This window comes from Clostridium tyrobutyricum (assembly GCF_019144085.1).
In the GTDB taxonomy this organism is placed as follows: Bacteria; Bacillota; Clostridia; order Clostridiales; family Clostridiaceae; genus Clostridium_B; species Clostridium_B tyrobutyricum_A.
Genome location: NZ_JAHHUY010000040.1, coordinates 1 through 24,419, shown reverse-complemented (window position 1 = coordinate 24,419; position 24,419 = coordinate 1). Strand labels below are relative to the sequence as shown.

Here is a 24,419-nt window from a genome sequence, read left to right as displayed (position 1 = left end):
TCCAAAATGAAGGGGTTAATCCGTTAACCTTAATAAAGAGGTTCAATGGGAGAAGATAGAAGGAGAAGGACATCACTATTTTGGCGTTTATAAAATTCCAAAGCAAATTAATGGTAAGCCTGTTATTCTAGATAAAACTAAGTTTATTGAACTTAATATTATGAATTTAGATAATGTACCAAATAGAAGCTTTAGATGGAATAAAGAAACGTTAGATACTATAAAATTATAAATTTTGTATATTGATAAAAGGAAGCATTCATTAATTTGCTTCCTTTTATTAATAGTTAATTTAAATCCAAAAACCTACTACCACATAAGCAATAGTTGTTATTACAACTCCAGCTATTAAATACGGAAAAGATGTGGTAAGATGATTCCCAAAGGATGTATCTGACATTTGTGCAGATAACGGAGAAATTATATCGCTTACTGCTCCGCCTGCCCAAACTGTACCTATCATGACTGCAATGTTAATTCCTGAGTTTATTGAAAAATTGACAGCTAGAGGCATAATAAGCGCCCAAGTTGCCCAAGATGAGCCAATTGTATAGGATATTATTCCACTAATTAAAAATAAGATCGCTGGTATAAGAAATTTTGGAATGCTTCGAACTAAGTTTCCATTTATTAAGTTATTAAATCCTAAGTCCTGTGTAACTGAAGTAAGGGCCCAGCTAAGTATTAAAATAATTACAAGGGATAATATTTTTTCTCCACCTGCTACTATATGTGTCTCAATTTCTGCTAAGCTTATTTTCTGCAGCATAAAATAAAGCGTAGTTAAAAGCAGTGTAAATATTACACCGGAAAAAACTGAAACGCTAAACTGAGCTGAGCTTAAAGCTCCAAAAAAGTTTGAAGCTTTATCTTTTCCTGTCCACCAGAAAAAGAAAATAGTGCTTATTAGTAATATAGATACTGGAACTATTAGATTTCTACTATTTTTAGGATACTCTTCAACGGATATTTCCAATAATTCTTCCTTTTCAATATGTGCCTTTGTAAATTCTTCTTTTTCTTCTTTGCTTTTTCCAATTTTAACTTTACCAAATCCTAGCCCAAATAAAGTAATCCCGATGGCTATTATAATCATAATCCAAGAAAACAAGTTCCAAAATACACTTTTAGCAACAAGTGAATAAGCATTTTCGGTTATTCCTTTTGCTTTAATATTGTTAGTAACTAGCGTAACCATATAACCTAAATATGCTGTCGCAATTGGTATCAACAATATTAGCTGAAGACTAGTTACAGATAAGATAAAAGCGAATTTTTCTTTTGAACCCTTTACTTTGTTAAGAATAGGAGTTAGTACAGTACCAACTGCAATAGTATGAAATGAGCTATCAAAAAAGGTAATAATGCTTAAAAGCCAAGCCCAGCCTAAAACACCTTTTTCATTTTTTGTCCATTTACTTACTTTTTCACTAAAGCCAGAGATTCCACCACCCATTTCAATTAATTCGGCTAAAGATCCAAATGCTATTAAGAAAGATAGAGTATATGCACTTTCTTTATCTGTTATTGCATCCATCATATATTCACCGATGGCTGTTATACCACCCAAAGGACCTTTACTAATAAGTGTTCCAGATAAAACACCAATGAAAAGAGATATTATAAGTTTTTTAGTTTTAAATGTAAGGATTATAGTAATTACAGCAGGTATTAATGATAACCAAGTCAAAATATCAAACCTCCTCTAGATGTATTTTTATCAATATAAAATAATATATACTTTCGCATATTTCAGTGGTAAAGATTAACGTTATATTTTAAGGTGAAAAGTAAATAATAAATTTTGTAATAAAAATCATTTTACTAGGAGGAAATAATTATGCCAGCAACTATGAGTATGCCAACTGTATCACTTATGCCAAATGGACATCTACATCAAGCTTGTATAGACGCTTGTGCAAAGTGTGTTCAGATATGTGAGGAATGTTTAAACATGTGTTTACAAGAAACAGATGTTAAATCAAGAGCAAATTGTATTAAGACTCTTCAGGATTGTGCCGAAATCTGCGGAACAACAGCTTGTTTTATGTCAAGAGGAAGTGGAAGTATAAAAGAAATATGCAATATATGTGCAACAATTTGTGAAAAATGTGCAACCGAGTGCGATATGTTTAAAGATCAACATTGCCAAACTTGTGCAGATACCTGCAGGCAGTGTGCTAATGAATGTAGAAGTATGGCTAAGATGTAATGCTTACTAATAAAATCAACTTAAATGACTAATAATTTAAGCTGATTTTTATTAAAGTTATAAAGAATAATATCCATGAATATCTCATAAATAGAACTAAATAATAATAAAATTCTTAAAAAATAGGTCTGATTGTAAACTGAGTTTGATACAATCAGACCTATTTTTTGAATTTTATGCATAATAAATACAGCTTTACTAATATTAAAATTATCCTCACTATCCTAGTATTGGAAATATTGTTAATCTAATATATATTAGTATTTGAATTTATTACTGATGAAATAAACATACTTTTGCTAAAGAATTCTTACATAGATATTACAACAACATAAATAAAATTTTATAAGAAGGGCATATAGTGCGGTTTTCCAATACTATAGCCTTTTTTTTATGTCCTGAAATTGTTTATAAACAGTCTTACCCAATATTAAATCTATTTTTAAAGTTACTTATTAGAAATTTTAGATTTGGTTGCTTTTTTTTACTTCACATAAGCAATTTACTTTATAGAAAGGAGTTTTTAACATGGGAAAAAATGATGAACTGTTAAGGGAAATCGAAAAAGGTTTTAGTAGTTATGTTAAATCAGCTCTATATTCTACGTCAAAGAATTATTTTAAAAAGCGCTTTGATGATACTAACAATATTGTTAATATCGAAAGCGTTGATACTTGGGAGGATTTTGATTTTATACCCAATCTTACTTCAAGAAATGTAATTTATCTAGAAAGATATCTTGAAGATAATTTATTATCTAAAGCTGTAAGTTTACTTAGTAGAAATGAGAAAGAGTTATTGTTTATGAAGTTTTTTGAAGAAAAGACAGATGAGCAAATTGCCATGATTTTTGGTGTTACAAGGCAGGCTCTAACAAAGTCAAAGAAGAAAATATTAAGCAAGCTTAAAAATAGGATGAAAAGCTAACTTAATAGCACTAGTGCATATCCGCAGCCCTCCCCCTTCTATGAGAATTATTAAATTTTCACAGAAGGGAGAAATGGATATGTACGATATTATGGAAACAGCTCATTTGATTGCATTAGCACAAACAGGAGATAGAAGAGCAGAGGAAGAACTTCTAAAGAGGTACGAACCTTTAATTAACAGTCTTTCTGTTCGCTATGGAGCATTCTTTGAGGATTGCAAGCAGAATTTAATGATAGAATTTGTTTTATGTATCAGAAGATTTGATATTGAAAGATATATTAATAAAAAGAAATAATTTTTGAAAGATGATTAATTAAAACTAAGCCCAGCAGTTGATTTTACTGACTTGGGCTTTTTTTATAAAAAATTTTTATAAATTTTTTGTGTTTGGTTGCTTTTTTGGTGTAGAAAATACAATTTACTTTATGTAATAGCTTTTAACGCTATTAATATAAAACTCAAATAATATTTGAATATTTCTTCAAGATGAATTAACAATGAAGGAATTTCAAAGATAAAAGCTGTTCTTTGAAAATTAGATAGTTCAATATTCCAAATACGTTACTTATGTGGTCCCATTGGGAAAGCGGCAAGAAGCCTGAAAAGGATATAACAAGAGAAACATGGTTACCGTGGTAGGTAACTCGCGACGACCCACATAAGAGATAATGATACTTTCGAATAGTCGAGGTTAAATCCCAGAGTTCGGCTCGCCATAACGGGGAGAGGTTTAAAACCTATGATGCTAGATAAAATTAGCCACTAGCAGTTTGGAATATTCCCAGTATGGGGGGAGCGAGGTCAAATACCATACAAATATATAATCTACTGTTAAACGGAGAAGCGGTACATCTTGAATTTAAGTTAACGATTGAAATTAGGTTAAATAGAATCTAATTTAACTACTTAGTATACTTTGGATAAGGAGTGGAGGAAGTAATGGATAATATTATTAGATACAGTATAAAACTTGCTTTGCTGAATCAGTTGATAAGCCAGAATAAGATTACAGTAAAGGAATATGAAGCTATTAAAGATGAAATAAAGAAAACCTGTAAAATTAAGAATAGCTTGTCTTGATTCAAAATGTATTTCGGTCTATAATATATATTGTGATGAATAGGAATACGTTTGGAGTGTGATGTTATGGCAGAAGTACAAATTATTAAAGCAAATGCTGATGGCATAAAAGGTAGGAGACGTTCAAAAACTTTTGAAAGAATACGAGTAGCAGCTTATTGCAGAGTTAGTACTGATTCAGAGGAACAGATACATAGCTATAATTCTCAAGTTTCTCATTATAAATCATTGGTTGAATCAAAACCGGAGTGGTCTCTTGTTGATATCTATGCAGATGAAGGGATAACTGGAACACAGGTACTAAAAAGAACAGATTTTCAGCGTATGATTAATGATGCTCTTGATGATAAGATTGATTTAATAATTACAAAGTCTATTTCAAGATTTGCAAGGAATACATTAGACACATTAAAATATGTTAGATTATTAAAAGAACGAAATGTAGCTATATTATTTGAGAAAGAAAATATTAATACACTAACAATGAATGGTGAAATGCTATTAGTAATTCTAAGCTCACTAGCACAGCAGGAAGTTGAATCTACTTCTGCAAATGTAAAGATGGGTTTAAAAATGAAAATGAAGAGAGGGGAGTTAGTAGGATTTCAAGGCTGCTTAGGATATGATTATGATCCTGTTACCAAGAGCATATCAGTAAATGAGGAAGAAGCAGAGGTGGTTAGATACATATTTCAAAGATATATTGATGGGGCGGGATGTTTTGTAATAGCAAAAGAACTAACTAAACTTAAATACAAAACTAAAAGAGGTAATACCAAGTGGGGTGAGAGCACAGTTAGAGGAATTATTAAGAATGAAAAATACAAGGGAGATATATTATTAGGAAAAACATTTACTCTTGACCCCATTTCACACAGAAGATTGGAAAATATGGGTGAGGAAGAAAAATACTATCTTAAAGATCATCATGAGCCTATTATATCGGAAGAAATGTTTGAAGAAGCTCAAAGGATACTTAACAAAAGAAGTGAGACAAGCACTACTAAGGGTGTAAGGCAGAAGTATAGTAGGAAATACGCTTTTAGCAGTATAATAAAGTGTGCTTTTTGTGGAGCAACAGCGACGAGAAGAACGTGGCATAGCGGATACAATCACGAAAAATATGTGTGGCAATGTGTTGTAGCATGTAAACACGGAAAGAAAAATTGTCCTGACAGTAAGGGAGTAAGTGAAGAGATAATTGAACAAGCTTTTGTGGAATCATTTAATATTATGTGCCGAGATAATAAAGAAGTTATAGAGGAATTTTTACAGGATGCTGAGAAAAGAATAAATACAACTAACTGTGAAAAAGAATTAAGATCTATTGAGAGGAAAATAGCTTCGAATGAAGATAAAATAAAAAAGCTTTTGGATATGAGAATGGAGGGAGAAATTGATAAAGAAAATTATACATTAAAATATAATGAGTTACGTGAAAGTATAGAAAAACTAAAATCTGAAAAGTTTGACATGGAATCGAATTTTAAAGAAGAAAACATAAATAAGAAAAGAATTGATGAATTTAGAAAAAAGTTTAATAGTAATAAGCCAATTGAGAAGTTTGATAGAGCTACATTTGACTCTATTGTAGAGCAAGTTGTTCTAGGTGGAGAGACAGAAGATGGAGAAAAAAATTCTTATATGGTTACATTTGTGTTTAAAACGGGATTGAAAGCATCAAAGGATTGTAGTAAATTTAAAGGGGATTCATCTAGTGAAGAAACGTATTCCTATACTGCAGACGAGAGTGAGGAAGCATGTTCCTTATCAACAGACGACACATGTTGAGACTGTGGTGAAGATAGTACGCAGATAGGCTGATATCAAAGGTTTTGAAGGATTTCAAGTGAATATTGAAGTGTGTTTTATGTTCCCTCAGACTACGGTTTGAGGGAATTTTTAGGTTAGGGGGTTGTATAAATACGCAGAATAGAGGATTTTGCGTTAAGATATTTAATTTGCGTATTTGTTTGGCTACAGCAAAATGGATTATGCTTCTTGTGGTAGTAGATGGTTATGATATAATTAAGGAGATTAAAAAAGTTTTATAGATGGAAGGGATAATATGTCAGATATTAAGCTGTTTAAAATATATAATGGAGTAGAAGAACTACCAGCTACATGGGCATCGCTAGAAAGAGAATTACAGACATTGATTGAAAAAAATATGCCTATATTTTTTGGAGTTACTTTTCTTAAAAGTGAATATGTAACATCTAATGGTGGTCGTATGGATAGTTTAGGCATTGATGAAAATAATTGTCCTGTAATTTTTGAATATAAAAGAGCTAGCAATGAAAATGTAATAAATCAGGGATTATTTTATTTAGATTGGCTGTTAGACCATAAAGCAGATTTTGAACTTCTAGTTATGAAAACATTAGGAAAAGAATACTCTGATAAATTAGATTGGAGCATGCCACGTCTTATTTGCATAGCAGGAGATTTTACGAAATATGATGAATATGCTGTAAAGCAAATTAATAGAAATATAGATCTTATCAGATATAAAAAATTTGGAGAAGAATTGTTAATGTTTGATTTAATTAACTCAAATGTAGCCACACCAATTAATAATGTAAATGAAGAAAAAGTATCAAAACAAAGTACGGATAAGACATTTGATGATCAACTAGAAACTACAAGTGAAAAACTAAGAGAATTGTATGATTCCATTAGGAATTATATTTTAGCACTCGGCGATGATGTAACGGAGAATAAGCTTAAATTGTATAGTGCATTTAAAAAGATAAAGAATATTGTATGTGTAGAAGTTAGGATGAAAAGCATAATGCTATATTTAAGATTGAATCCCGAAGAGATTACTCTTGAAAATGGTTTTACAAGGGATGTAAGTGAAATTGGTCATTGGGGAACTGGTGATTTAGAAGTTACAATAAAAGATACTCAGGATTTTGAAAAAGCTAAGGAATATATTGATAGGGCTTATGAGATGAATTAATAATACAAGATGTGGGATAATTGAATTAGCTGTAGGAATTTCTTTAAATGTAATGTTGGGAAACATTAATTTTGCATAATTTTATAGAAATTTCAAATAATTAGAATTATAATATAATTGCATTGATTTTAGTTGGTGCAATTATTTTTATTGAAAGTTATAATTTTTTGAGAAATTTATTAGCTATTAATTATATAATTAGAAAAATAGTAAAATATAATAAATATACTTGAAATGTTAGGATATTTTTAAAAAATTATTTAAAATGCGTTGAAATAGAATGGTTTCAAATAAGGCTGTAAATAACAAGAGAGGGGAGATATAATGAAATTTGATTACGAGGTTGCATTATCATTTGCAGGCGAAGATAGGGAGTATGTTGAAAAAGTTGCTGAGATATTAAAAGCCATTGGTATACAAGTTTTTTATGATAAATACGAAGAAGTGGATTTATGGGGAAAGAATTTATACACACATTTGGATGATATTTATCAGAAAAAATCAAAGTACTGTATTATGTTTATTTCTAAGCATTATAAAGAAAAATTATGGACAACCCATGAAAGAGAAAGTGCTCAGGCAAGAGCATTTGAATCAAAAGAAGAATATATTTTACCAGCTAAATTAGATGATACTGAAATACCAGGAATTAGAAAGACAATTGGATATATAAATATAGAGAAACTTAGTCCAGAAGATTTTGCTTATAAAGTGGCTAAAAAAATTAGACCGGATATTGATGTGCAAGGCATGATAAAATATTTGAAAGAATGCTTAAAAGACTATGATATATCAATAAAAGGAACTAATGTTGTATTCAAAAGTGAATTGGAGGATTATTATGGTGAATTTTCTTTAAGATTGCTAATTGAAATGTATATGATTGATGAGTTAGATAGAATGTTCCTAATTCCTGGGATTGTTCCATACTAATAAAAAAGGTAGATAGATGAAATGTAGTTATAGCTATCTGATTTTTTGAATTTTTTTTATGAATAAAACAGGACATGTTTTTTACTAAAATGAAGAGGAAATGAATACTTTAATAGACAGTGACTAAAGAAAAGGGTTTAATCAGTTATTTTTAGAACTATACAATAATTGGAGAAAATATATAATGCTATTAATGTATTTTAAAATAGTAATATGAAATTTTTTATAGGGGATGATAGGATATGATAATGAGAATTCCAATAAGATTTGATTACCCAGTTCAAATAAATTACCATGATGGAAGTGTAGAAACTTCTTCAGTTTTTCCAGCAGGTAGAGGTTTGATAAGTTGTACATTTTGTAAAATCAATGGGTATGATGCAAATAATAATCGTGTTACAAATTTGGTTGGATATGATGGAATAGAGCTTATGAAGAGGTGTCCTCATTGTAATTATGATAAGCATGTAACTGATTTTGGATATAGTGGGAGAACTACTAATAGAAAGAGAGAGCAAAGTCAATGTACTGATTGCAGGGGGAGGTATTAAGCTTATAGTTTTCATATGAAATAAATAAAAATAAGCTCTGAATTTAAAATACAGAGCTTATTTTAGTGTATGAATATTATTTTATATTTACAATATATTTCATAAATTCTTTTTTAAAATAGAAGGCGTGATTTTTATTTGAAATTTCTTTATTATATATATCAGAATGAATAGGATGATAAGGTTTTGAATCTTTACTACGAATTTGAATGTATTTGCCATTTGAAGTATGAATAAAGCCATCGCTACTAGTTTCAATATGTTCATTAAGTTGAGTACAAATAGAATAGTAATCTTTTTCTAATTGTAATTTTAAATCATGGAATTTAGGCTCATCTAAATTTACGTGAACACAAGGTAAGAACATCCAATCACATGGGTCACCAACTTTACTTATTGGCACATAAAGTAGATTATTCATTTTTTTATAAAGTTTACTTTGATAAAAATCATTGCTATTTAACAGTTCATCTATCATTGTTGAAATTTGAGTTATAAACATTGTTTCTAATGGCTTTCCTGTAGTGTCACATTTATTTGTTTTAAGTTCACCATCTTCAAAATCTAAATTGGTGTTAGACAAATTAAGACCTATTGTTATTTCTAAAAGTTGTCCACTTTTTCCTTTGTTTTTTATAATATCCCTCATTTGCTCTTCTTTTAAGACATGTCCAAACTTTTTACCTGCTAAATCATCTATTAGCTTTTTAGCCTCATCTAATTTCATAATATCGCTCCTTTTAGTAATGTATTTTTATATAAGTACAACATTAATTATATAATTAATAGCATAATTTGTATATAAAGGAGATATATTGCCTAAGATTATATGTATAGAGGTGAATAAAATGGATGAAGCTTTTAAATTAGAAACAAAATCATTATGGAGTTTTAAAGAAAGAGGAGAATGGGCTACTCATAAAGGAGATTATCCAGGTAATTGGAGTCCATTTGTTCCTAAAAATATTATTCTAAGATATTCAAAGCAAAATGATGTAGTGTTAGATCAATTTTTAGGAAGTGGAACTACGCTTATAGAAGCAAAATTATTAAATAGAAGAGCCATTGGGTGTGATATTAATCCTAAGGCATTAGAGATAGCTAAAGATAGAATTTCAAGAGTTAAAGCGAATACTGCTATACAATTAATGGAATGTAATGCTAGAAATTTGGATTGTATTAAAGATAATTCGATAGATTTGATATGTACTCATCCGCCATATTCAAATATCATAAAATATAGTAAAAATATTCAAGGAGATTTATCATTATTAAATCTTAATGAATTTTATGAAGCAATAAAAGAAGTATCAATAGAATGTTTTAGGGTATTAAAAAAAACAAAATACTGTACAATTATGATGGGTGATATAAGAAAAAATGGTTGTGTAATTCCATTAGGATTTAATGTTATGAATTTATTTTTAAATCAAGGATTTAAATTAAAAGAAATAATTATAAAAGAACAGCATAATTGCAATTCTACAAAATTTTGGAAAAAAATAAGCTTAAAAAAGAATTTTTACCTATTAGCCCATGAATATCTATTTGTTTTCTTCAAATAATAATTGGATTTATTTTTAAATACCTTTATAATATAGATTGGATGATGCTAGATATAAAGGTGGAGATAGTATGCAGTATGTGAAAGATAGCAATTATAAGTTGTTATTAGGAGATTGTATTAAGGAATTGAAGAAAATTGAAAGTAAGTCAATAGATATGATATTTGCAGATCCACCATATAAACTTAGTAATGATGGAATAACATGTAAGTCAGGGAAAATGGTAAGTGTAAATAAAGGAAGTTGGGATAAATCTTTAGGACTTGACCTTGATCATAAATTTAATATGAAATGGTTAAAAGCTTGTGATAGAGTTTTAAAAGATGATGGAACTATATGGATATCAGGCACATATCATATTATACATTCAATAGCTTTTGCACTTCAACAAATGGATTACTACATAATAAATGAAATTACATGGGTAAAACCTAATGCTGCACCTAATATGGGATGTAGATGTTTTACTGCAAGTCAAGAAACAATACTTTGGCTGAAGAAGACAAAAAAAGCAAAGCATACTTTTAATTATCAGCTTATGAAAGAACTGAATGGCGGTAAACAAATGAGAAGTGTATGGGAAATATCAACAACTCCAAAACGGGAAAAAATGAATGGTTACCACCCTACTCAAAAACCTAAAAAACTATTATATAGGTGCATAATATCTAGTACTAATGAAGATGATTTGATATTAGATCCATTTTGCGGCTCTGGAACAACAGGAGTTGTGGCTAGAGAAAACGATAGAAAATTTATTGGAATTGATATTGATAAGGAATATTTAGAAATTACAAACAAAAGATTAAAACAAGTAATGGAACAAACTATTGAAGAAGTAAAAAGATGAATTTAGGAGTGATAATGATGAATTTTAATGTAAAACCATTTCTAAAATGGGCGGGGGGAAAATCACAGCTTTTACACGAAATAATCCAAGAATTACCGATAAATATTAAACAGATAAAAAGATATGTAGAACCCTTTGTTGGTGCTGGTGCCGTATTTATACATTTTTTAGAAAATAATTATTTTGAAGAATATATTATAAATGATATAAATTGTAAATTAATAAATTTATATAAAGTTATTAGAGATAGACCAGATGATTTAATTGAAAAACTTGAAAAACTAAAAGCTCAATATTTAGAATCTGATTCAGAAGAAAGAGAGCAACTGTTTTATAAAATAAGAACTAATTTTAATAATGAAGAATGTGATATTATACAGTCATCTGCATATTTTATTTTTTTAAATAAAACTTGTTTTAATGGATTATATAGAGAAAATTCAAAAGGTGAATTTAATGTTCCATTTGGTAAATATAAAAATCCAAGTTTTTTTGATGAATTACAATTAAGAGAAATATCAAGATTGTTGAACTTAAAAAATGAAAATGGGGAATTCAAAGTTAAGATACTAAATAAATCTTTTGATGAACTTGAAGAATATGTAGATATTAATACATTTGTTTATTGCGATCCGCCATACAGACCAGTAACATTGGGAGGATTTACATCATATAATAAAAGCAATTTTAATGATAAAGAGCAGATTTTATTAAGAGATTTCTTTGAAACACTACATAAAAAAGGTGCAAAGGTAATGTTAAGCAATTCCGATCCTAAGAATTTAGATGAAAAAGATAATTTCTTTGATGATTTATATTCAAAATTTAATATAAAAAGAGTTTATGCTAAGAGAGCTATAAATTCAGCAGGTGATAAGAGAGGAAAAATTACAGAACTATTAATAACAAGCTATAAAGAGCAAGCTAATAGTGAAGCAGCAACAACTAAGATAGATGAGTGTATAAAAGAATACTTAAGAACTGAATCTAGTGATTTAGTAAAAATATTCACTAAATCTTTATTAGAAACAAATAGAGGGTTTAATTTCTATGTGAATTGGCAAAGACCAGCTACAATTGTAAGTCAATATAATATAGAACTTAATACTTTGAATGCATTAGTTAAAAATAAAAACTATGATGATGATTTTAAAAAAATAGTTAAGAGATTTCCAACAGTGATAAATGTTTTACCAGCTTTATTTGCTTTATCAAAAGATGAAAGAGAAAACTTAAGAAAAGGTAAGGATGTTTTGAAAGTTGTGAATATAGATGCGTTAGAAGATGATTTGCTTGAGTATAGATTTAATATTGGAGAGGAAGAAAATCTAACTGAAGAAGAAATAGAAAAATATTTAGACTTTACTAAAAAGATAGGATTGAAATACTTATTTACAGATTTATTAGAAAAACACTTAATTGATTATCTAATAGGATGTGAAGTAGGATTAGATAGTAACGGAAGAAAAAATAGAGGCGGATTGGCATTTGAGTTAGCATTAGAACCAATAATATATAATATCGCAAAAAAATATGATATAAAAATGTTAACTCAAAAACAATTTAAAGTTTTGAGGAAAATGGGATTTGAAATTTCAGAGGATATAGCTAATAGGAAGGCTGACTTTATATTAATTAAAGATAATAAAATTATGAATATAGAAGCGAATTTTTATGGTGGTTCTGGATCAAAACCAGAAGAAATAATAGACTCATACATAAATAGACAAGAAGATTTAAGAAATAATAATATACAATTTGCACTTATAACTGATGGCAAAAAATGTTGGGGGAATGACCATAAGCCACAATTGTTAAAAGGATTTAGACATTTAAACTATCTATTGAATTTCAATATGTCTAAGAATGGAATGTTAGAGGAAATAATAAACAACATTTTTTAAATTATTTATAATGTAGCTTCTATTTTATTATGTGTAAGAATTAAAAAAAAAGAATATTTAATAAATAATGGACAGACACTTTTCAATGATTTTAAAATACACGTAGAGTTAACTTTAACTCTACGTGTATTTTTTATATATTGACAGGAATAATCTGGAGATGTATAATGTTCTCATACAAGCATACACGCAACAATGAAAGGGGCGATGGAATGATTAACTTAGACTTTAAACAAAAAAAGAATGGTGTTCCCGTTCTATCAAAAGATGAAATTGATAATTTAGCGGAAATAGTAATTAATGATTATAATTCTAAAATGTTAAAAGAAGCAAGTTCTCTAGACGTTGAGGAATTTTTAGAACTTTATGCTGAATTAGAAATTGATTACAAAGATTTAACCCATAATCAATCCATATTAGGTATGACAGTTTTTAATGATTGTAATATACCTGTGTATGATGCTAAGAATAATAAGGCTAAAAGAATACCTGTAAATGAAGGAACGGTTCTTATTGATAATAGTCTTTTGAATGAAGAACAATTGAGAAGAGGACGATTTACTATAACACATGAAATAAGTCATTGGCTTATACATAGGCAAGTATATATAGTAGATAAAAACCAACTTTCATTATTTGATTTTATGGAAGATAAAAAACAGCCAGTTGTAAGATGCCGTACTAGTGATATCGAAAATACTGGAAGAAAAAAATTGGTAACTGATGATGAATGGATGGAATGGCAAGCTGATTCTATGGCATCAGCATTACTAATGCCAAAATCAGCATTTATAAAAGTTACAAGGGATAAATTTATATCTGTTGGAATGGAAAAATGCTATTATGAATTAGGTTCTGATTTTGAAAAAGATTTATGGGCAGATTTGTTACCTTATGAATTAGCAGATATATTTGATGTATCAGTAACTGCAGCTAAAATAAGACTTAAAAATTTAGGATTCATACGTGAAGAACAAGGAAATCATCAATATTTTCTTGTATAAAATAAACAAAAAGTTTAATTATATAAACTAGCATGTTTTGCTAGTTAAAGGGGAGGTGTAAAGAATGAGTCCAAATAAATTTGGAGAATTTGTAGCATATAGAAGAAAAGAAAAAAAGATTAGTTTAAGGAAAATGGCAGAACTTTTAGATCTTTCCCCAGCATATTGGAGTGACATTGAAAAGGGTAGAAGAAATCCACCTAATATCAATAAACTTCAGGAAATAGCTAAATTATTAGGTCTATCTCATGATGAATTAGATGAAATGATAGATATGGCTTCTGAAGACAGAGATGAAATTCCTATGGATTTACCTAATTATATAAAGGAAAGTAATTTAGCTAGAACTGCGCTTAGAAAAGCACGTAAAATGGATGAAGTTGAAGGTAAAAGTGATATTACAGAAAAAGCATGGAAAGATTTTATAAAAGCTTTAGAAGAAGAAGAATAAAGGGGGATTGGGTGTGAAGGATTTATTTAAAAAGATGATTGAAGATAATTTTCATCGAGATATATTTAATTCTTTGCAAGAAGAAATTATGGACAAGTATGATCAATATGATTTAACTCTAAGAGCTAATGTTGTTCAGGAAGTGCTAGAAGCAAGTCTTGATAGTATTGATGTTTTAAGAATTTTTGATATTAACCAAGATGAAAAAAAGGTGAATTTTAATGTACTAATAAGTTGTGATATTGAGATTAGTGATTATGCTTATAATGAAAATATTTCTGAGTTAGTTTGTCAGTGGTTTAAGTTAAAGTGTAGTGCAATATTAGAAAATGCTGTATTAAAAGATTTTACTGTAAAGAAAATTGAAGCCTATAACAAGTAAAAAAAGGTGGGGATGTGTTAATGAATCTGAGTAAAGATTTAGTGCCAATTATATATAAAAAAGATATGGATAAAGAGGCAACAAAATTTTTGCTAAAGTATTGTCCAGAAGCTTTAGATAAACCTATGCCTATACCAGTAGAAGATATTGCAGAATTAGAAATGAATCTTGAAATTGATTATGTAAATATTGATAGAAACTATAATATATTGGGTATGATGATATTTTCTGATGGGGTGGTAGAGTTATATGATAAAGAAGAAAACCAGTACATTAGAAGAAAATATAATAAAGGAACTTTACTTGTTGAAAGCGACCTTTCTGAACCTAGTAATAGAGGGAGGGAACGATTTACTATTGCTCATGAGATAGTTCATTGGGAGAAACATCAGCTAAGATTTATTACTCTATCCTATAAAGATAAAAGATTAGCGAAGGCATGTCGTTGCCCAAAAGAGAAACCATATAAACCTAAAACACCAGATGAATGGGTTGAATGGCAGGCAGATAATTTAGCGGCTGCAATTCTGATGCCATCAGACATGTTTAAAAAGAGGATAGAAGAGCTTAAAAAAACTTATAAAGCGGGGAAAAAAATTAATGATTTTATGTGGAAAGGATATAGTCTAGAGATGGTCAAAGAGTTTATTATTAATGAATTAGCTTCAACTTTCCAAGTTTCAAAACAGGCGGCAGAAATAAGATTAAATACTTTAGGAATTTTGCTATAAAAGATAATAGCAGGTGGTTAGTTTATGTTGTTATCTTTTATATACATTAATATAAGTGCAGTAAAGACGAATATAGTGTAGGTTTTATTTTTTTTATTTCTTATGTTCGCTTATATGCAGACATGACACATAACGACAATTTTTTTTAAGTTAAATGTTCGCTTGAAAGCCTACAAGACATAAAAACAGATAAAAAATGGAGGTGCCTATGGTATTAAAAGAAGTAAGAGACAAAGGAAAACACCAAAAGTTATTATTTAAAATTATTATTGAAAAAGATTCTTTCCTTATATCAACTAAATGTAGAGATCATAAAGAACCTATTTTAATTGATATTGGTTCAATTGTTAGCTCATATGTAGATAAAGAAACAATGGAAAAAATGAAAGCAACTTGTAAATTAATTTATAAACAGAAAACTAAAGAATTATTCTAAAAATTTAATAAATAACAATCCCTTGTGAGCTGCTTGATAGCCGGATTGAAATGTCAATGCAAATTGAGAATTATTTCTCAGTGCAGGACATTTCTCCGGCTATTTTTTTTGCCCTTTTTTGGGTCAAGTCATGTGTAAATACAGCATTTTCATCGGTAATACAGTTTCAAATCCAAAATTCAAGGAGGTAAAGTAAATGAAAAGAGTTATTAAAATAGGTAAAGAGTTAGTGGAAGTAAGTGAGGAACTTTATAAAGAGTACTACAAAATGGGAAGACGTGAAAGATATATGCAAAATGATATAAAGCTAGGACGTATTGATGTAGATATGGAGAAACAAAAGGTTACTTTTGTTGATAGTAAAGAAGATTCTGTTGAAAGGTTAATAGATAAAGGATTAGATTTTAAAGATGCCCAAGCTGTAGAAGACATTGTTTGTGATAAAGCAATGCTTTTTATTTTACAGAAGGCTATGGAAGAACTAGATTGCAAGGAACAAGAACTTATAAAAAGCATTTATTATAAAAACCTTACAGTAAGAGAAGTTGCAAAGGAAGAAAACGTTTCACATGTAGCTATTGTTAAAAGACATAAAAAAATTCTAGAAAAGCTTAAAAAATATTTTTTATAAATTTGGTTACCAAACATACCTCTTTATTGGCTAACAAGTGAGGGGGTTATCTCCCATCACAATATATGGAGGTTATATAAATGAATGAATTAATTAAAGTAGATTATAGCAAAGAAGAACCAACGGTATCTGGTAGAGAATTACATGAATTTTTAGAGATCAAAACAAAGTATGGGGATTGGTTTAACCGTATGAAAGAGTATGTATTTACCGAAGGAACAGATTATATATTGGTTACTCAAAAAAGAGAAACCAATAATCCTAAAAATCCTACTACGAAATTTATAGATCATGAACTTACAATTCCAATGGCAAAGGAATTGTGTATGATTCAAAGAACGGAAAAAGGAAAAATGGCACGTCAGTATTTTCTTTCTATAGAAAAAGCATGGAATACACCAGAAATGGTTATGTCTAGAGCATTAAAGATGGCAGATATAACAATAAAAAATCTACAGATAGAAAATGAAGAACTATTAGTTGCTAATACTAATATGCAGCCCAAAGCTGAATATTTTGATGAATTAGTAGATAGAAATTTACTTACTAATTTTAGAGATACAGCTAAAGAATTAAAGGTTAAGGAAAAAGCATTTATTAGTTTTCTTCTAAATATAGGATATGTCTATCGTGATAAAAAACAAAAACTTAAGCCTTATGCAGATAAAAATGATGGACTGTTTGAAATTAAGGAAGTAAAAAATGAAAAGACAGGATGGGTTGGTACACAGACACTTATTACTCCAAAAGGAAGGGAAACTTTTAGGCTTTTAATAAAAGGATCATCTATATAAAATTTTCAAACATATGTTACCCAAAATGTATTTTTAAAGGCTAATAACTGAGGAGTATTACTTAAATTTGAGTAATACTCCAGGAATAAAGCAACTTTTATTATTTAGAAAAGAAGAACTAATAAAATTTTAAAATTTTGGTTACCAAACCATATTTGCCATTGGCTAATAAGTGAAGGGGTTAATTAAAAAATGAATGGAGTAGAAAAATATGGAGGCAAATGTAAACAAAGAAATGCAAGAGGAAATGGTTGGTGTTCTTACAGCAATAAGTATTGTATCTAAGAGATTGGCTACAAGATTAATAGAACAAAGTGAAAAAGAAAATAAGAAAGGAGAAGTAAGGCATGAACAAAATTAAAATAATTCAAGATATTATAGTTAACCTAAAGGGTATTAGTGGTAGTTTAGAAACTTTAATAAAAGTATTAAATGAACCAGTAAATTCAGAAGAAGTAGAAGGAAAAGAAAATGCAGTAAAAGAGTCTAAGGTTAAATCAAATAAAGAAGATTCACAAGAGCAAAAACAGCCAACATTAGAAGAAGTTAGAGCAGCTATGGTTGGGAAAAATCGTGAAGGACATAGAGAAGAAGTTAAAGCAATTATAGTAATGTAGCTGGTGCAACAGATACAGCTTTTAATAAAGTTAATGAAACTACAGGTGCTAGATTAAAAAAATCTTTTAATAGCCTTAAAAATGCAGGAATACAATTAGGAGATAGTTTAGCACCAATGATAGAAAAAGTAAGTGGAGCAATACAAATTTTAGCAGAGAAGTTTAATAATTTAACTCCAGCACAGGCAGATATGATAGTTAAAATAGGATTAATGGTAGCTGCATTAGGTCCAGTTATAAGCATTGTAGGTAAGCTTATAAGTACAGGTGGCACTTTGGTTTCTACTATAGGAAAAGTTTCAACGGCTTTTGGAAAAGCTGGTGGTGCCAGTGCAGTATTAGGAAAAGCTTTTACTGCTTTAAAAAGTCCAATTGGAATTGCAGTAATTGCTATTGGTACAGTTATAACTATAGGTGTAGCTTTATATAAGAATTGGGACACTATAAAAGCTAAAGCTGCAGAACTTAAAAAAGCTATAAGTGAGAAATGGAATGAGATAAAACAAGTAACGGTGGCTGTATTTACGAGCATAAAAGATTTCTTAAATAATATTTGGAATGGAATAAAGACTGTTTTTACTAATTCTCTAAATACTATAAAATCTGGTGTAACTTCAGGATGGAATGGAATTAAAAATATAACTATAACGGTATGGAATAGTATAAAAACAATAATTGCAAATGTATGGAACGGAATTAAGAGTGTAGTTACTAATGCAGTTAATGGTGTGAAAAATATAGTGGCTAGTATTTGGAACAGCATAAAAAGTGTTACTACTTCTGTTTGGAATGGTATAAAAACAGCTATAACAACACCAATCAATTCAGCTCAGGATATTGTGAAAAAAGCCGTAGATTCTATATATGGTTTCTTTAAGAATCTTAGAATACCTGAGATAAAAATACCTAAAATAAAGCTTCCTCACTTTAGTTTAAGAGGAGAGTTTAGTTTAATGCCACCGAAAGTACCAAAGTTTGATGTTAATTGGTATGCACAGGGTGGTATTTTTAATGCCCCAAGCATTATAGGAGTAGGTGAAGCAGGTACAGAGGCAGTTCTACCAATAGATAGATTAGATGAAATAATAGCTAAGTCTATAAAAAAGGCACAAGGCTTAGGTGGAACTGATGGATTAACAATACACATAGAAAAGTTTATTAATAATACAGAAAAAGATATAGAGGGGTTAGCCTATGAACTAGAGTTTTACAGACAACGTATTTCAATGGGGAAGGGAGGTAATTAAAATTTTAAGTTTTACTTTTGGAAATAAGAACAGCTATGATGATTTTGGAATAATAATATCAAAACGACCTTCTATTCCTTCTCCTAAAAGAAGAGTAACTTATATAGAAATCCCAGATAAAAGTTCTAATTTAAAATTTGATGAAGGTACTTTTGAGGATATAACAATATTAGTTGAATGCGGAGTGAATTTAAAAGCTAATCTAGCAGACAAAATAGATGAAATAAAAGCATGGATTATAAATACAGGAGAAAGTGATTTAATATTTAGCTTTCAACCTGATAAAAAATATATTGCTCAAGTAGTAAATATGATTGATTTTAAGCAAGTTTTGAAACACACATCAAGGTTTCCAATAATATTTAATTGCAAGCCATTTAAGTATTCAGTGGAAGAAAATATTATTACAATAACTAAAAATAATTCTACTATATATAATAAAGGAACTTTTCAAAGTGAACCTGTAATTAAGGTTTATGGAAGTGGAGATATAAAATTAAAAATTAATGAAGATGAAGTTACTATAAAAAAGGTAGATGGATATGTAACTATAGATTCAGTATTAAAAGATTGTTATAAGGATGATGCTTTAAAAAATGGCGATATGATTGGGCAATTTCCTATTCTTAAAGTTGGAGAAAATGTTGTGAGTTTTAGTGGAAATGTTGGTAAGGTGGAAGTTAGGGTTAATGAAGTGTGGGTATAGAAATGGTATATATTTATATGTTATAATATTTTTGTAATTTAATATATAAAATTCAAATTAGGTAGATTAAGTGTAAGGTTGGGAGATTAATAATGAGTAATGATAAATTAAATGACCATGAAGAATATTTGAAAAAATTTATTTACTATTATGTAGATGTTGAGGAAAATTTTTGGTAACCAAGAGAAGGTGGATGCATCTCTATAGATTATATGGAGGCGAGTTATTTAGAAAATTGTATAAAAAGAATAAAATCTGATGTTAACAAATTTAATAGAAAACCATTTAACAATGATGAAGTGGAAGAACCTTTAGTTGAAAGAGCTTGTAAAAAATTAGAGGAATTGCAAGAAGCATTACGATTTAGAGTATGATAATCTAACATATAATATTAAAGGGGTTGATAATTTGAAATTAGACATGCTAATAGAAGAGTTTTTTCATCAAAAAGAGGATTCTAATTTTTATGAAAGTTCAAAAGTTACATATTTAACTAAACTTAATATTTTTAAAGAATATATTGTTAGAGAAAAAGGACTTAATGATAGTAACTATGAAGCAATATTGACTGGATTAAGTATAGAATCTTTTATTAATATCTTTGAAAATTATATTTTAACAAGAAAAATTAAGTATTTAAATTCTGTTAATTGCTATATTACTGTTTTAAAAACTTTTTTTACATATTTAAGAGATTATCAAAATATTAAAAATCCTATTTTTATAGATACAGAAAAAATTAATGAATTAAATGAGTTATTAGATACTAAAATATTAAAAAATGATGAATTTTCTCTTAAAGATGCTGAAGATAAAAGACCTATTTCAGATACTGCTTTTCTAGATTTAAATGCTTTCTGTGATAAGATTATTGACGAAATTACAATAAAAACAATTTCTGAATTTAATAAAAAAAATAATGATCCTTATATTGACTTTATTTCTGCATTAATGACAAAATTAGTTATGTATACAGGGGTAAAACCTAATAAAGTACTTGATATAAAGTTATCTGATTTAAATTTAAATCTTAATACAATTAATGTAAGTGGTTTTTGTATTCATTTACCTAATAAATTAAGTTTATCCTTAAGAAAGTATGTAAATGAAATACTTCCTTTGTTAGAAGTAAATTCAGAGTATTTATTTGTAAAAAGAGATGGTGATAAATTTAATTATCTTGAATATAATAAAACTTTTAGAGTAATAAATAAAAAGTTTGATACAAATTCAGCGGAAATAGTTGCGAAGTATACAATTATGGAAATGATAAAAAAAGGAATAAATGTTAGTATAATAATGGATTTAACTGGTTTTGGAGCGGATACATATTTTTCATGCCAAGAGATGGTAAATGACACCAAAAACGATTTAAAAAGAAGTCAATACTTAGATTCTAAATTGAGAAGTATAGATAATTTTGAATTTTTGTAAATTCAACAGAAATATAATAATTCTGAAAGAGGTTAACATATAAAAACTAAGAATTATAGTAACAAAAAGTTAAACTATAAAAATGTAGTTTAGCTTTTTTATTACCGAAATTTAAAATGACAGGAGGTGATAGATTGATATGCATCTACGACAAGAAAACCACAAAAGGCAACTTTAAAACCAATGGTTTAGGAGTTCTAGGTGAAGTTATAAGCTGCTTTATTACAGAAGAACTTAATGGAGATTATGAACTTGAGCTTGAATATCCAGCTAAGGGAAGAAAAGCAAAATACTTAGAAGAATGGAACATAATTAAAGCAGATGACCAGCTTTTTAGAATTTATAGAGTGGAAAAGATAAGGAAAGAAATTAAGATAATAAAAGTTTGGGCAAAGCATATCTTCTATGACCTTCTGTATTACTTTATTGAAGATAGTAGAGCTGTAAATTGCAGTATAAAAACTGCTATGGAAAAAGCTCTACCGGGAGATGTTAGTACTATATACAAAGTTGATAGCGATATTATCTTAGCTAGTACTATTTATTTTGTTCAAACTAATCCTGTAGAAGCTATGTTTGGAATAATTAAAAGGTGGAAATGTGGAGAAATTAAAAGAGATAATTTTGATATAAAAATATTAAAGCAAATAGGAAAAGATTCAGGAGTTTTAATAGCTCAAGGTAAAAATATTTTAGGGATTAAATTTAATTCTGACACAAAGGATGTTGTTACAAAGCTTTATCCAGTAGGCTACAATGGAATAAAACTTACTGAAAAATATATAAATATACCTAACTGGAATAGTGATAAATACCCACCTTTTCCTATAGTTAAAAAGATTCAATTTAAAGAAGCTGAGGATGAAGTAACCTTAAGAGCTATGGCAAAAGAAAGTATAAAAACCATAGGACTTAGCAAAGTGAATATTGAAGTGGATTTTATAGAACTTAGTAAAACTAAAGAATATGAAAAATATAAACATCTACAAAATGTTAATGTAGGAGATAGGGTTATTGTAAGATACAAAGACTTTGATATAGATATTAAAGTTCCAGTTATAAAAATAAAAAAAGATGTATTAAGAGGACTAAATGCAAAAGTAGAATTAGGGCAACCTAAAGATAGTATATTAAATCAAATGGATACATCAGAAATTAAAACAACTGTAGATGAACTTGGAAACAAGGTAGCAGAAACATTAACTTCAATGCTTTATTATGCAAATCCAGTAGAGTTTATAGTTGGTACAAGCAAAATACAACCTGTATATTTGGGAATATCTGCAGTAGCATCAACAAATCTTTCAATGAATCTTTCATTATATTGTATAGCAAATGAAGAATGTACACTTACCATTCAAATTCAACTAGATAGAGAAGACATCACTTTTACCCCAAAGCAAAAACTTTTAAAAGGAGATAATGTTGTAGGAATACCTATAGGAATACCACAAGTTAAATGTGGTGCTCACTATTTAGGTATTTTTTTATGCGTTGATACAGGAAGTATGAAAATACCAAAGTTTAATTTGCAATGTATGGTGGATGGAAGAAATCTTCAAGGTGGATTAAGTGCAGAGCCGCCTCATGCGGAAGTAAAGGAATATCAACCACTTGTTAATATTAATGGTTTGTATTTTGAAAAATTACAAGTAGGAAATCAGAATATAACTTTTAAAGAACCTATACCAGTTATATTTGATGAAAGTATGCCCTTAAATAATAATTTATTTAGAGATAAAGAAATTACAACAAATTATAGTATAAGCTTTAAATAAAAAATTCCTATCCAATTATATGTATCTAAAATTTAATATGAAAGGGAATGATAATTTGAGTTTTAGAGAAAGCATATCATATAGTAAAGATTTTTTAACAGGTAGAAAGGTTGAGAAAGCAAAGCAGAAATTAATAATGCCTGTTCAAGGAATAGCTACAGTAAAACTATATGATGATTTAACAGAAAAGCAAGTTTATGAAGCTAAAAGCGAGAACAGAATAACAGCAGTTTTAGCAAATCCAGCTTTTTTAGATGGATTTTATTATCCAATGCTTGAAAATAATCAAGAATATTTATTAAAAAAGATTTTTACAACATATCCTTTTAGAGTATTATCTTTAACTACAGGGGATATACCAGAAGATCTTTATGATTACTTTACATGGGGCAATATAGTAGGTTATGCTGATGCATGGTACACATATAGTGGAGATTCAGAAGTTATAGGTACTGTAAATAAAGGAGAATGGTTAAGGCAGAATAAAGATGGAAAAGGTATAAAACACTTTGTTTTTGATTTTCCAACTCATGCTGCAAATGGAACATTTAAAAGTATTTATTGGTCTGGAGGACAAAGAGATGATTCAAGTGCTCAAAAGCCTAATATAAATGATATGTATAAAAAGAGAACTATAAAAGAAGAAAGGTATTCAATACCCTATTATAATTTATGCACTGATAAAAATAATCTTTATGCTCTAGAACCAAATAAAACTATGGTTAATGTATATGATAAATTTAGTATTGAGAAAAAAAGTAATGCTGCATTATCCATTGCATCTAAAGCTATAGCCTATGATGGAGCAAATTTTTGGGTGCTTATAAATGATGGCTCATTTAAAAAACTTGATAAGAGTTTTAATATAATAGAAAGCTACCCCAAAAGTGCTAAAGTTCCAGATAATTTAGTTTATGGTGTTGAATATTTTGATATTGTTGTTACAGAAAGTAATGTATATATAACCTATAAAGGATGTATTAATAGAAATGGAAACAGTATAGATTATAGAAGCTGTATAGTTATGTATGATAAGGATGGTACATTTGTTAAAAAAACAGAAGTTTATACGGGAACTAGTAGTAGATTATTTATTACTAGAATTCCTAATAATAAGTTATATGTAATAGTTAATGGTAGAAGTGCTATTCAACTAGATATGGATTTAAGCATTTATGGAAGTACAGATTTGGGATACCGGATTAACCCCTTCATTTT

Annotated in this window: 26 protein-coding genes and 1 pseudogene; 25 read left to right on the top strand and 2 right to left on the bottom strand. The window is 28.6% G+C overall.

Annotated features, from left to right (window positions below; all coding sequences use genetic code 11):
* Positions 1-292: 292 nt before the first annotated feature.
* A complete protein-coding gene (locus KM800_RS13665; RefSeq protein ID WP_217813577.1) occupies positions 293-1,690 on the bottom strand; it encodes a Na+/H+ antiporter NhaC family protein in 1,398 nt (465 codons plus the stop codon).
* A 150-nt stretch (positions 1,691-1,840) separates the two neighbouring features.
* Between KM800_RS13665 and KM800_RS13660 the strand changes: the two genes are divergently transcribed.
* From KM800_RS13660 to KM800_RS13625, 8 genes are all read left to right on the top strand, one after another.
* A complete protein-coding gene (locus KM800_RS13660; RefSeq protein ID WP_217813576.1) occupies positions 1,841-2,212 on the top strand; it encodes a four-helix bundle copper-binding protein in 372 nt (123 codons plus the stop codon).
* A gap of 528 nt (positions 2,213-2,740) precedes the next feature.
* Positions 2,741-3,139, top strand: a complete 399-nt coding sequence (locus KM800_RS13655) for a hypothetical protein (RefSeq protein WP_217813575.1) — start codon at positions 2,741-2,743, stop codon at positions 3,137-3,139.
* Between the two features lie 79 nt (positions 3,140-3,218).
* Positions 3,219-3,437 (top strand): helix-turn-helix domain-containing protein, encoded by a 219-nt coding sequence (locus tag KM800_RS13650; RefSeq protein ID WP_217813574.1) that lies wholly within the window; start codon positions 3,219-3,221, stop codon positions 3,435-3,437.
* A 644-nt stretch (positions 3,438-4,081) separates the two neighbouring features.
* Positions 4,082-4,222, top strand: coding sequence for a conjugal transfer protein (locus KM800_RS13645; protein WP_217813573.1), 141 nt, complete (start codon positions 4,082-4,084; stop codon positions 4,220-4,222).
* A 66-nt stretch (positions 4,223-4,288) separates the two neighbouring features.
* Complete coding sequence (locus KM800_RS13640; RefSeq protein ID WP_217813572.1) at positions 4,289-6,013, top strand: recombinase family protein; 1,725 nt, start codon at positions 4,289-4,291, stop codon at positions 6,011-6,013.
* A gap of 277 nt (positions 6,014-6,290) precedes the next feature.
* Complete coding sequence (locus tag KM800_RS13635) at positions 6,291-7,187, top strand: DUF5655 domain-containing protein (RefSeq protein WP_217813571.1); 897 nt, start codon at positions 6,291-6,293, stop codon at positions 7,185-7,187.
* A 324-nt stretch (positions 7,188-7,511) separates the two neighbouring features.
* The gene (locus KM800_RS13630) at positions 7,512-8,120 is read left to right on the top strand and encodes a toll/interleukin-1 receptor domain-containing protein (RefSeq protein WP_123053052.1); all 609 of its coding nucleotides are present in this window, start codon (positions 7,512-7,514) and stop codon (positions 8,118-8,120) included.
* A 242-nt stretch (positions 8,121-8,362) separates the two neighbouring features.
* The gene (locus tag KM800_RS13625; RefSeq protein ID WP_217813570.1) at positions 8,363-8,671 is read left to right on the top strand and encodes a hypothetical protein; all 309 of its coding nucleotides are present in this window, start codon (positions 8,363-8,365) and stop codon (positions 8,669-8,671) included.
* Between the two features lie 76 nt (positions 8,672-8,747).
* Here the strand turns inward: KM800_RS13625 and KM800_RS13620 are convergent, their stop codons facing one another.
* Positions 8,748-9,398, bottom strand: coding sequence for a MutH/Sau3AI family endonuclease (locus tag KM800_RS13620; protein ID WP_123053054.1), 651 nt, complete (start codon positions 9,396-9,398; stop codon positions 8,748-8,750).
* A 121-nt stretch (positions 9,399-9,519) separates the two neighbouring features.
* Here KM800_RS13620 and KM800_RS13615 point away from each other — a divergent pair, with 121 nt between their 5' ends.
* From KM800_RS13615 to KM800_RS13535, 17 genes and pseudogenes are all read left to right on the top strand, one after another.
* Complete coding sequence (locus KM800_RS13615; RefSeq protein WP_217813569.1) at positions 9,520-10,236, top strand: TRM11 family SAM-dependent methyltransferase; 717 nt, start codon at positions 9,520-9,522, stop codon at positions 10,234-10,236.
* 70 nt (positions 10,237-10,306) lie between these two features.
* Positions 10,307-11,086: a DNA-methyltransferase gene (locus tag KM800_RS13610; protein ID WP_123053055.1), complete on the top strand. Its 780-nt coding sequence runs from the start codon at positions 10,307-10,309 to the stop codon at positions 11,084-11,086.
* Positions 11,087-11,103: 17 nt separating this feature from the next.
* The gene (locus KM800_RS13605) at positions 11,104-12,990 is read left to right on the top strand and encodes a DpnII family type II restriction endonuclease (RefSeq protein WP_217813568.1); all 1,887 of its coding nucleotides are present in this window, start codon (positions 11,104-11,106) and stop codon (positions 12,988-12,990) included.
* Between the two features lie 167 nt (positions 12,991-13,157).
* Complete coding sequence (locus tag KM800_RS13600) at positions 13,158-13,994, top strand: ImmA/IrrE family metallo-endopeptidase (protein WP_254906566.1); 837 nt, start codon at positions 13,158-13,160, stop codon at positions 13,992-13,994.
* A 64-nt stretch (positions 13,995-14,058) separates the two neighbouring features.
* On the top strand, positions 14,059-14,445 hold the full coding sequence (locus KM800_RS13595; protein ID WP_128993765.1) for a helix-turn-helix domain-containing protein: 387 nt from the start codon (positions 14,059-14,061) through the stop codon (positions 14,443-14,445).
* Between the two features lie 13 nt (positions 14,446-14,458).
* A complete protein-coding gene (locus KM800_RS13590) occupies positions 14,459-14,827 on the top strand; it encodes a hypothetical protein (protein WP_173680406.1) in 369 nt (122 codons plus the stop codon).
* Between the two features lie 20 nt (positions 14,828-14,847).
* Positions 14,848-15,558, top strand: coding sequence for an ImmA/IrrE family metallo-endopeptidase (locus KM800_RS13585; RefSeq protein WP_217813567.1), 711 nt, complete (start codon positions 14,848-14,850; stop codon positions 15,556-15,558).
* A gap of 208 nt (positions 15,559-15,766) precedes the next feature.
* Positions 15,767-15,994: a hypothetical protein gene (locus KM800_RS13580; protein ID WP_217813566.1), complete on the top strand. Its 228-nt coding sequence runs from the start codon at positions 15,767-15,769 to the stop codon at positions 15,992-15,994.
* A 196-nt stretch (positions 15,995-16,190) separates the two neighbouring features.
* Positions 16,191-16,625 carry a sigma factor-like helix-turn-helix DNA-binding protein gene (locus tag KM800_RS13575; protein ID WP_173680403.1) on the top strand — a complete coding sequence of 145 codons (435 nt, stop codon included), beginning with the start codon at positions 16,191-16,193 and terminating at the stop codon, positions 16,623-16,625.
* A gap of 80 nt (positions 16,626-16,705) precedes the next feature.
* A complete protein-coding gene (locus KM800_RS13570) occupies positions 16,706-17,419 on the top strand; it encodes an antA/AntB antirepressor family protein (protein ID WP_029169334.1) in 714 nt (237 codons plus the stop codon).
* A gap of 211 nt (positions 17,420-17,630) precedes the next feature.
* Complete coding sequence (locus KM800_RS13565; protein ID WP_019278786.1) at positions 17,631-17,780, top strand: hypothetical protein; 150 nt, start codon at positions 17,631-17,633, stop codon at positions 17,778-17,780.
* Positions 17,767-18,036, top strand: a complete 270-nt coding sequence (locus tag KM800_RS13560) for a hypothetical protein (RefSeq protein ID WP_217813565.1) — start codon at positions 17,767-17,769, stop codon at positions 18,034-18,036. The genes KM800_RS13565 and KM800_RS13560 overlap by 14 nt, the downstream gene beginning before the upstream one ends.
* Positions 18,037-18,086: 50 nt before the next feature.
* Positions 18,087-19,283, top strand: a pseudogene (locus tag KM800_RS13555) (phage tail tape measure protein); the annotation flags it as partial.
* A complete protein-coding gene (locus KM800_RS13550) occupies positions 19,279-19,989 on the top strand; it encodes a distal tail protein Dit (RefSeq protein WP_330655643.1) in 711 nt (236 codons plus the stop codon). The pseudogene KM800_RS13555 and the gene KM800_RS13550, both read left to right, overlap by 5 nt.
* 408 nt (positions 19,990-20,397) lie before the next feature.
* Positions 20,398-21,423 (top strand): site-specific integrase, encoded by a 1,026-nt coding sequence (locus tag KM800_RS13545; protein WP_217813564.1) that lies wholly within the window; start codon positions 20,398-20,400, stop codon positions 21,421-21,423.
* 134 nt (positions 21,424-21,557) lie between these two features.
* A complete protein-coding gene (locus tag KM800_RS13540; protein WP_217813563.1) occupies positions 21,558-23,201 on the top strand; it encodes a phage tail spike protein in 1,644 nt (547 codons plus the stop codon).
* A 55-nt stretch (positions 23,202-23,256) separates the two neighbouring features.
* On the top strand, positions 23,257-24,419 hold a 1,163-nt coding region (locus KM800_RS13535; RefSeq protein WP_217813562.1), incomplete at its 3' end, for a hypothetical protein.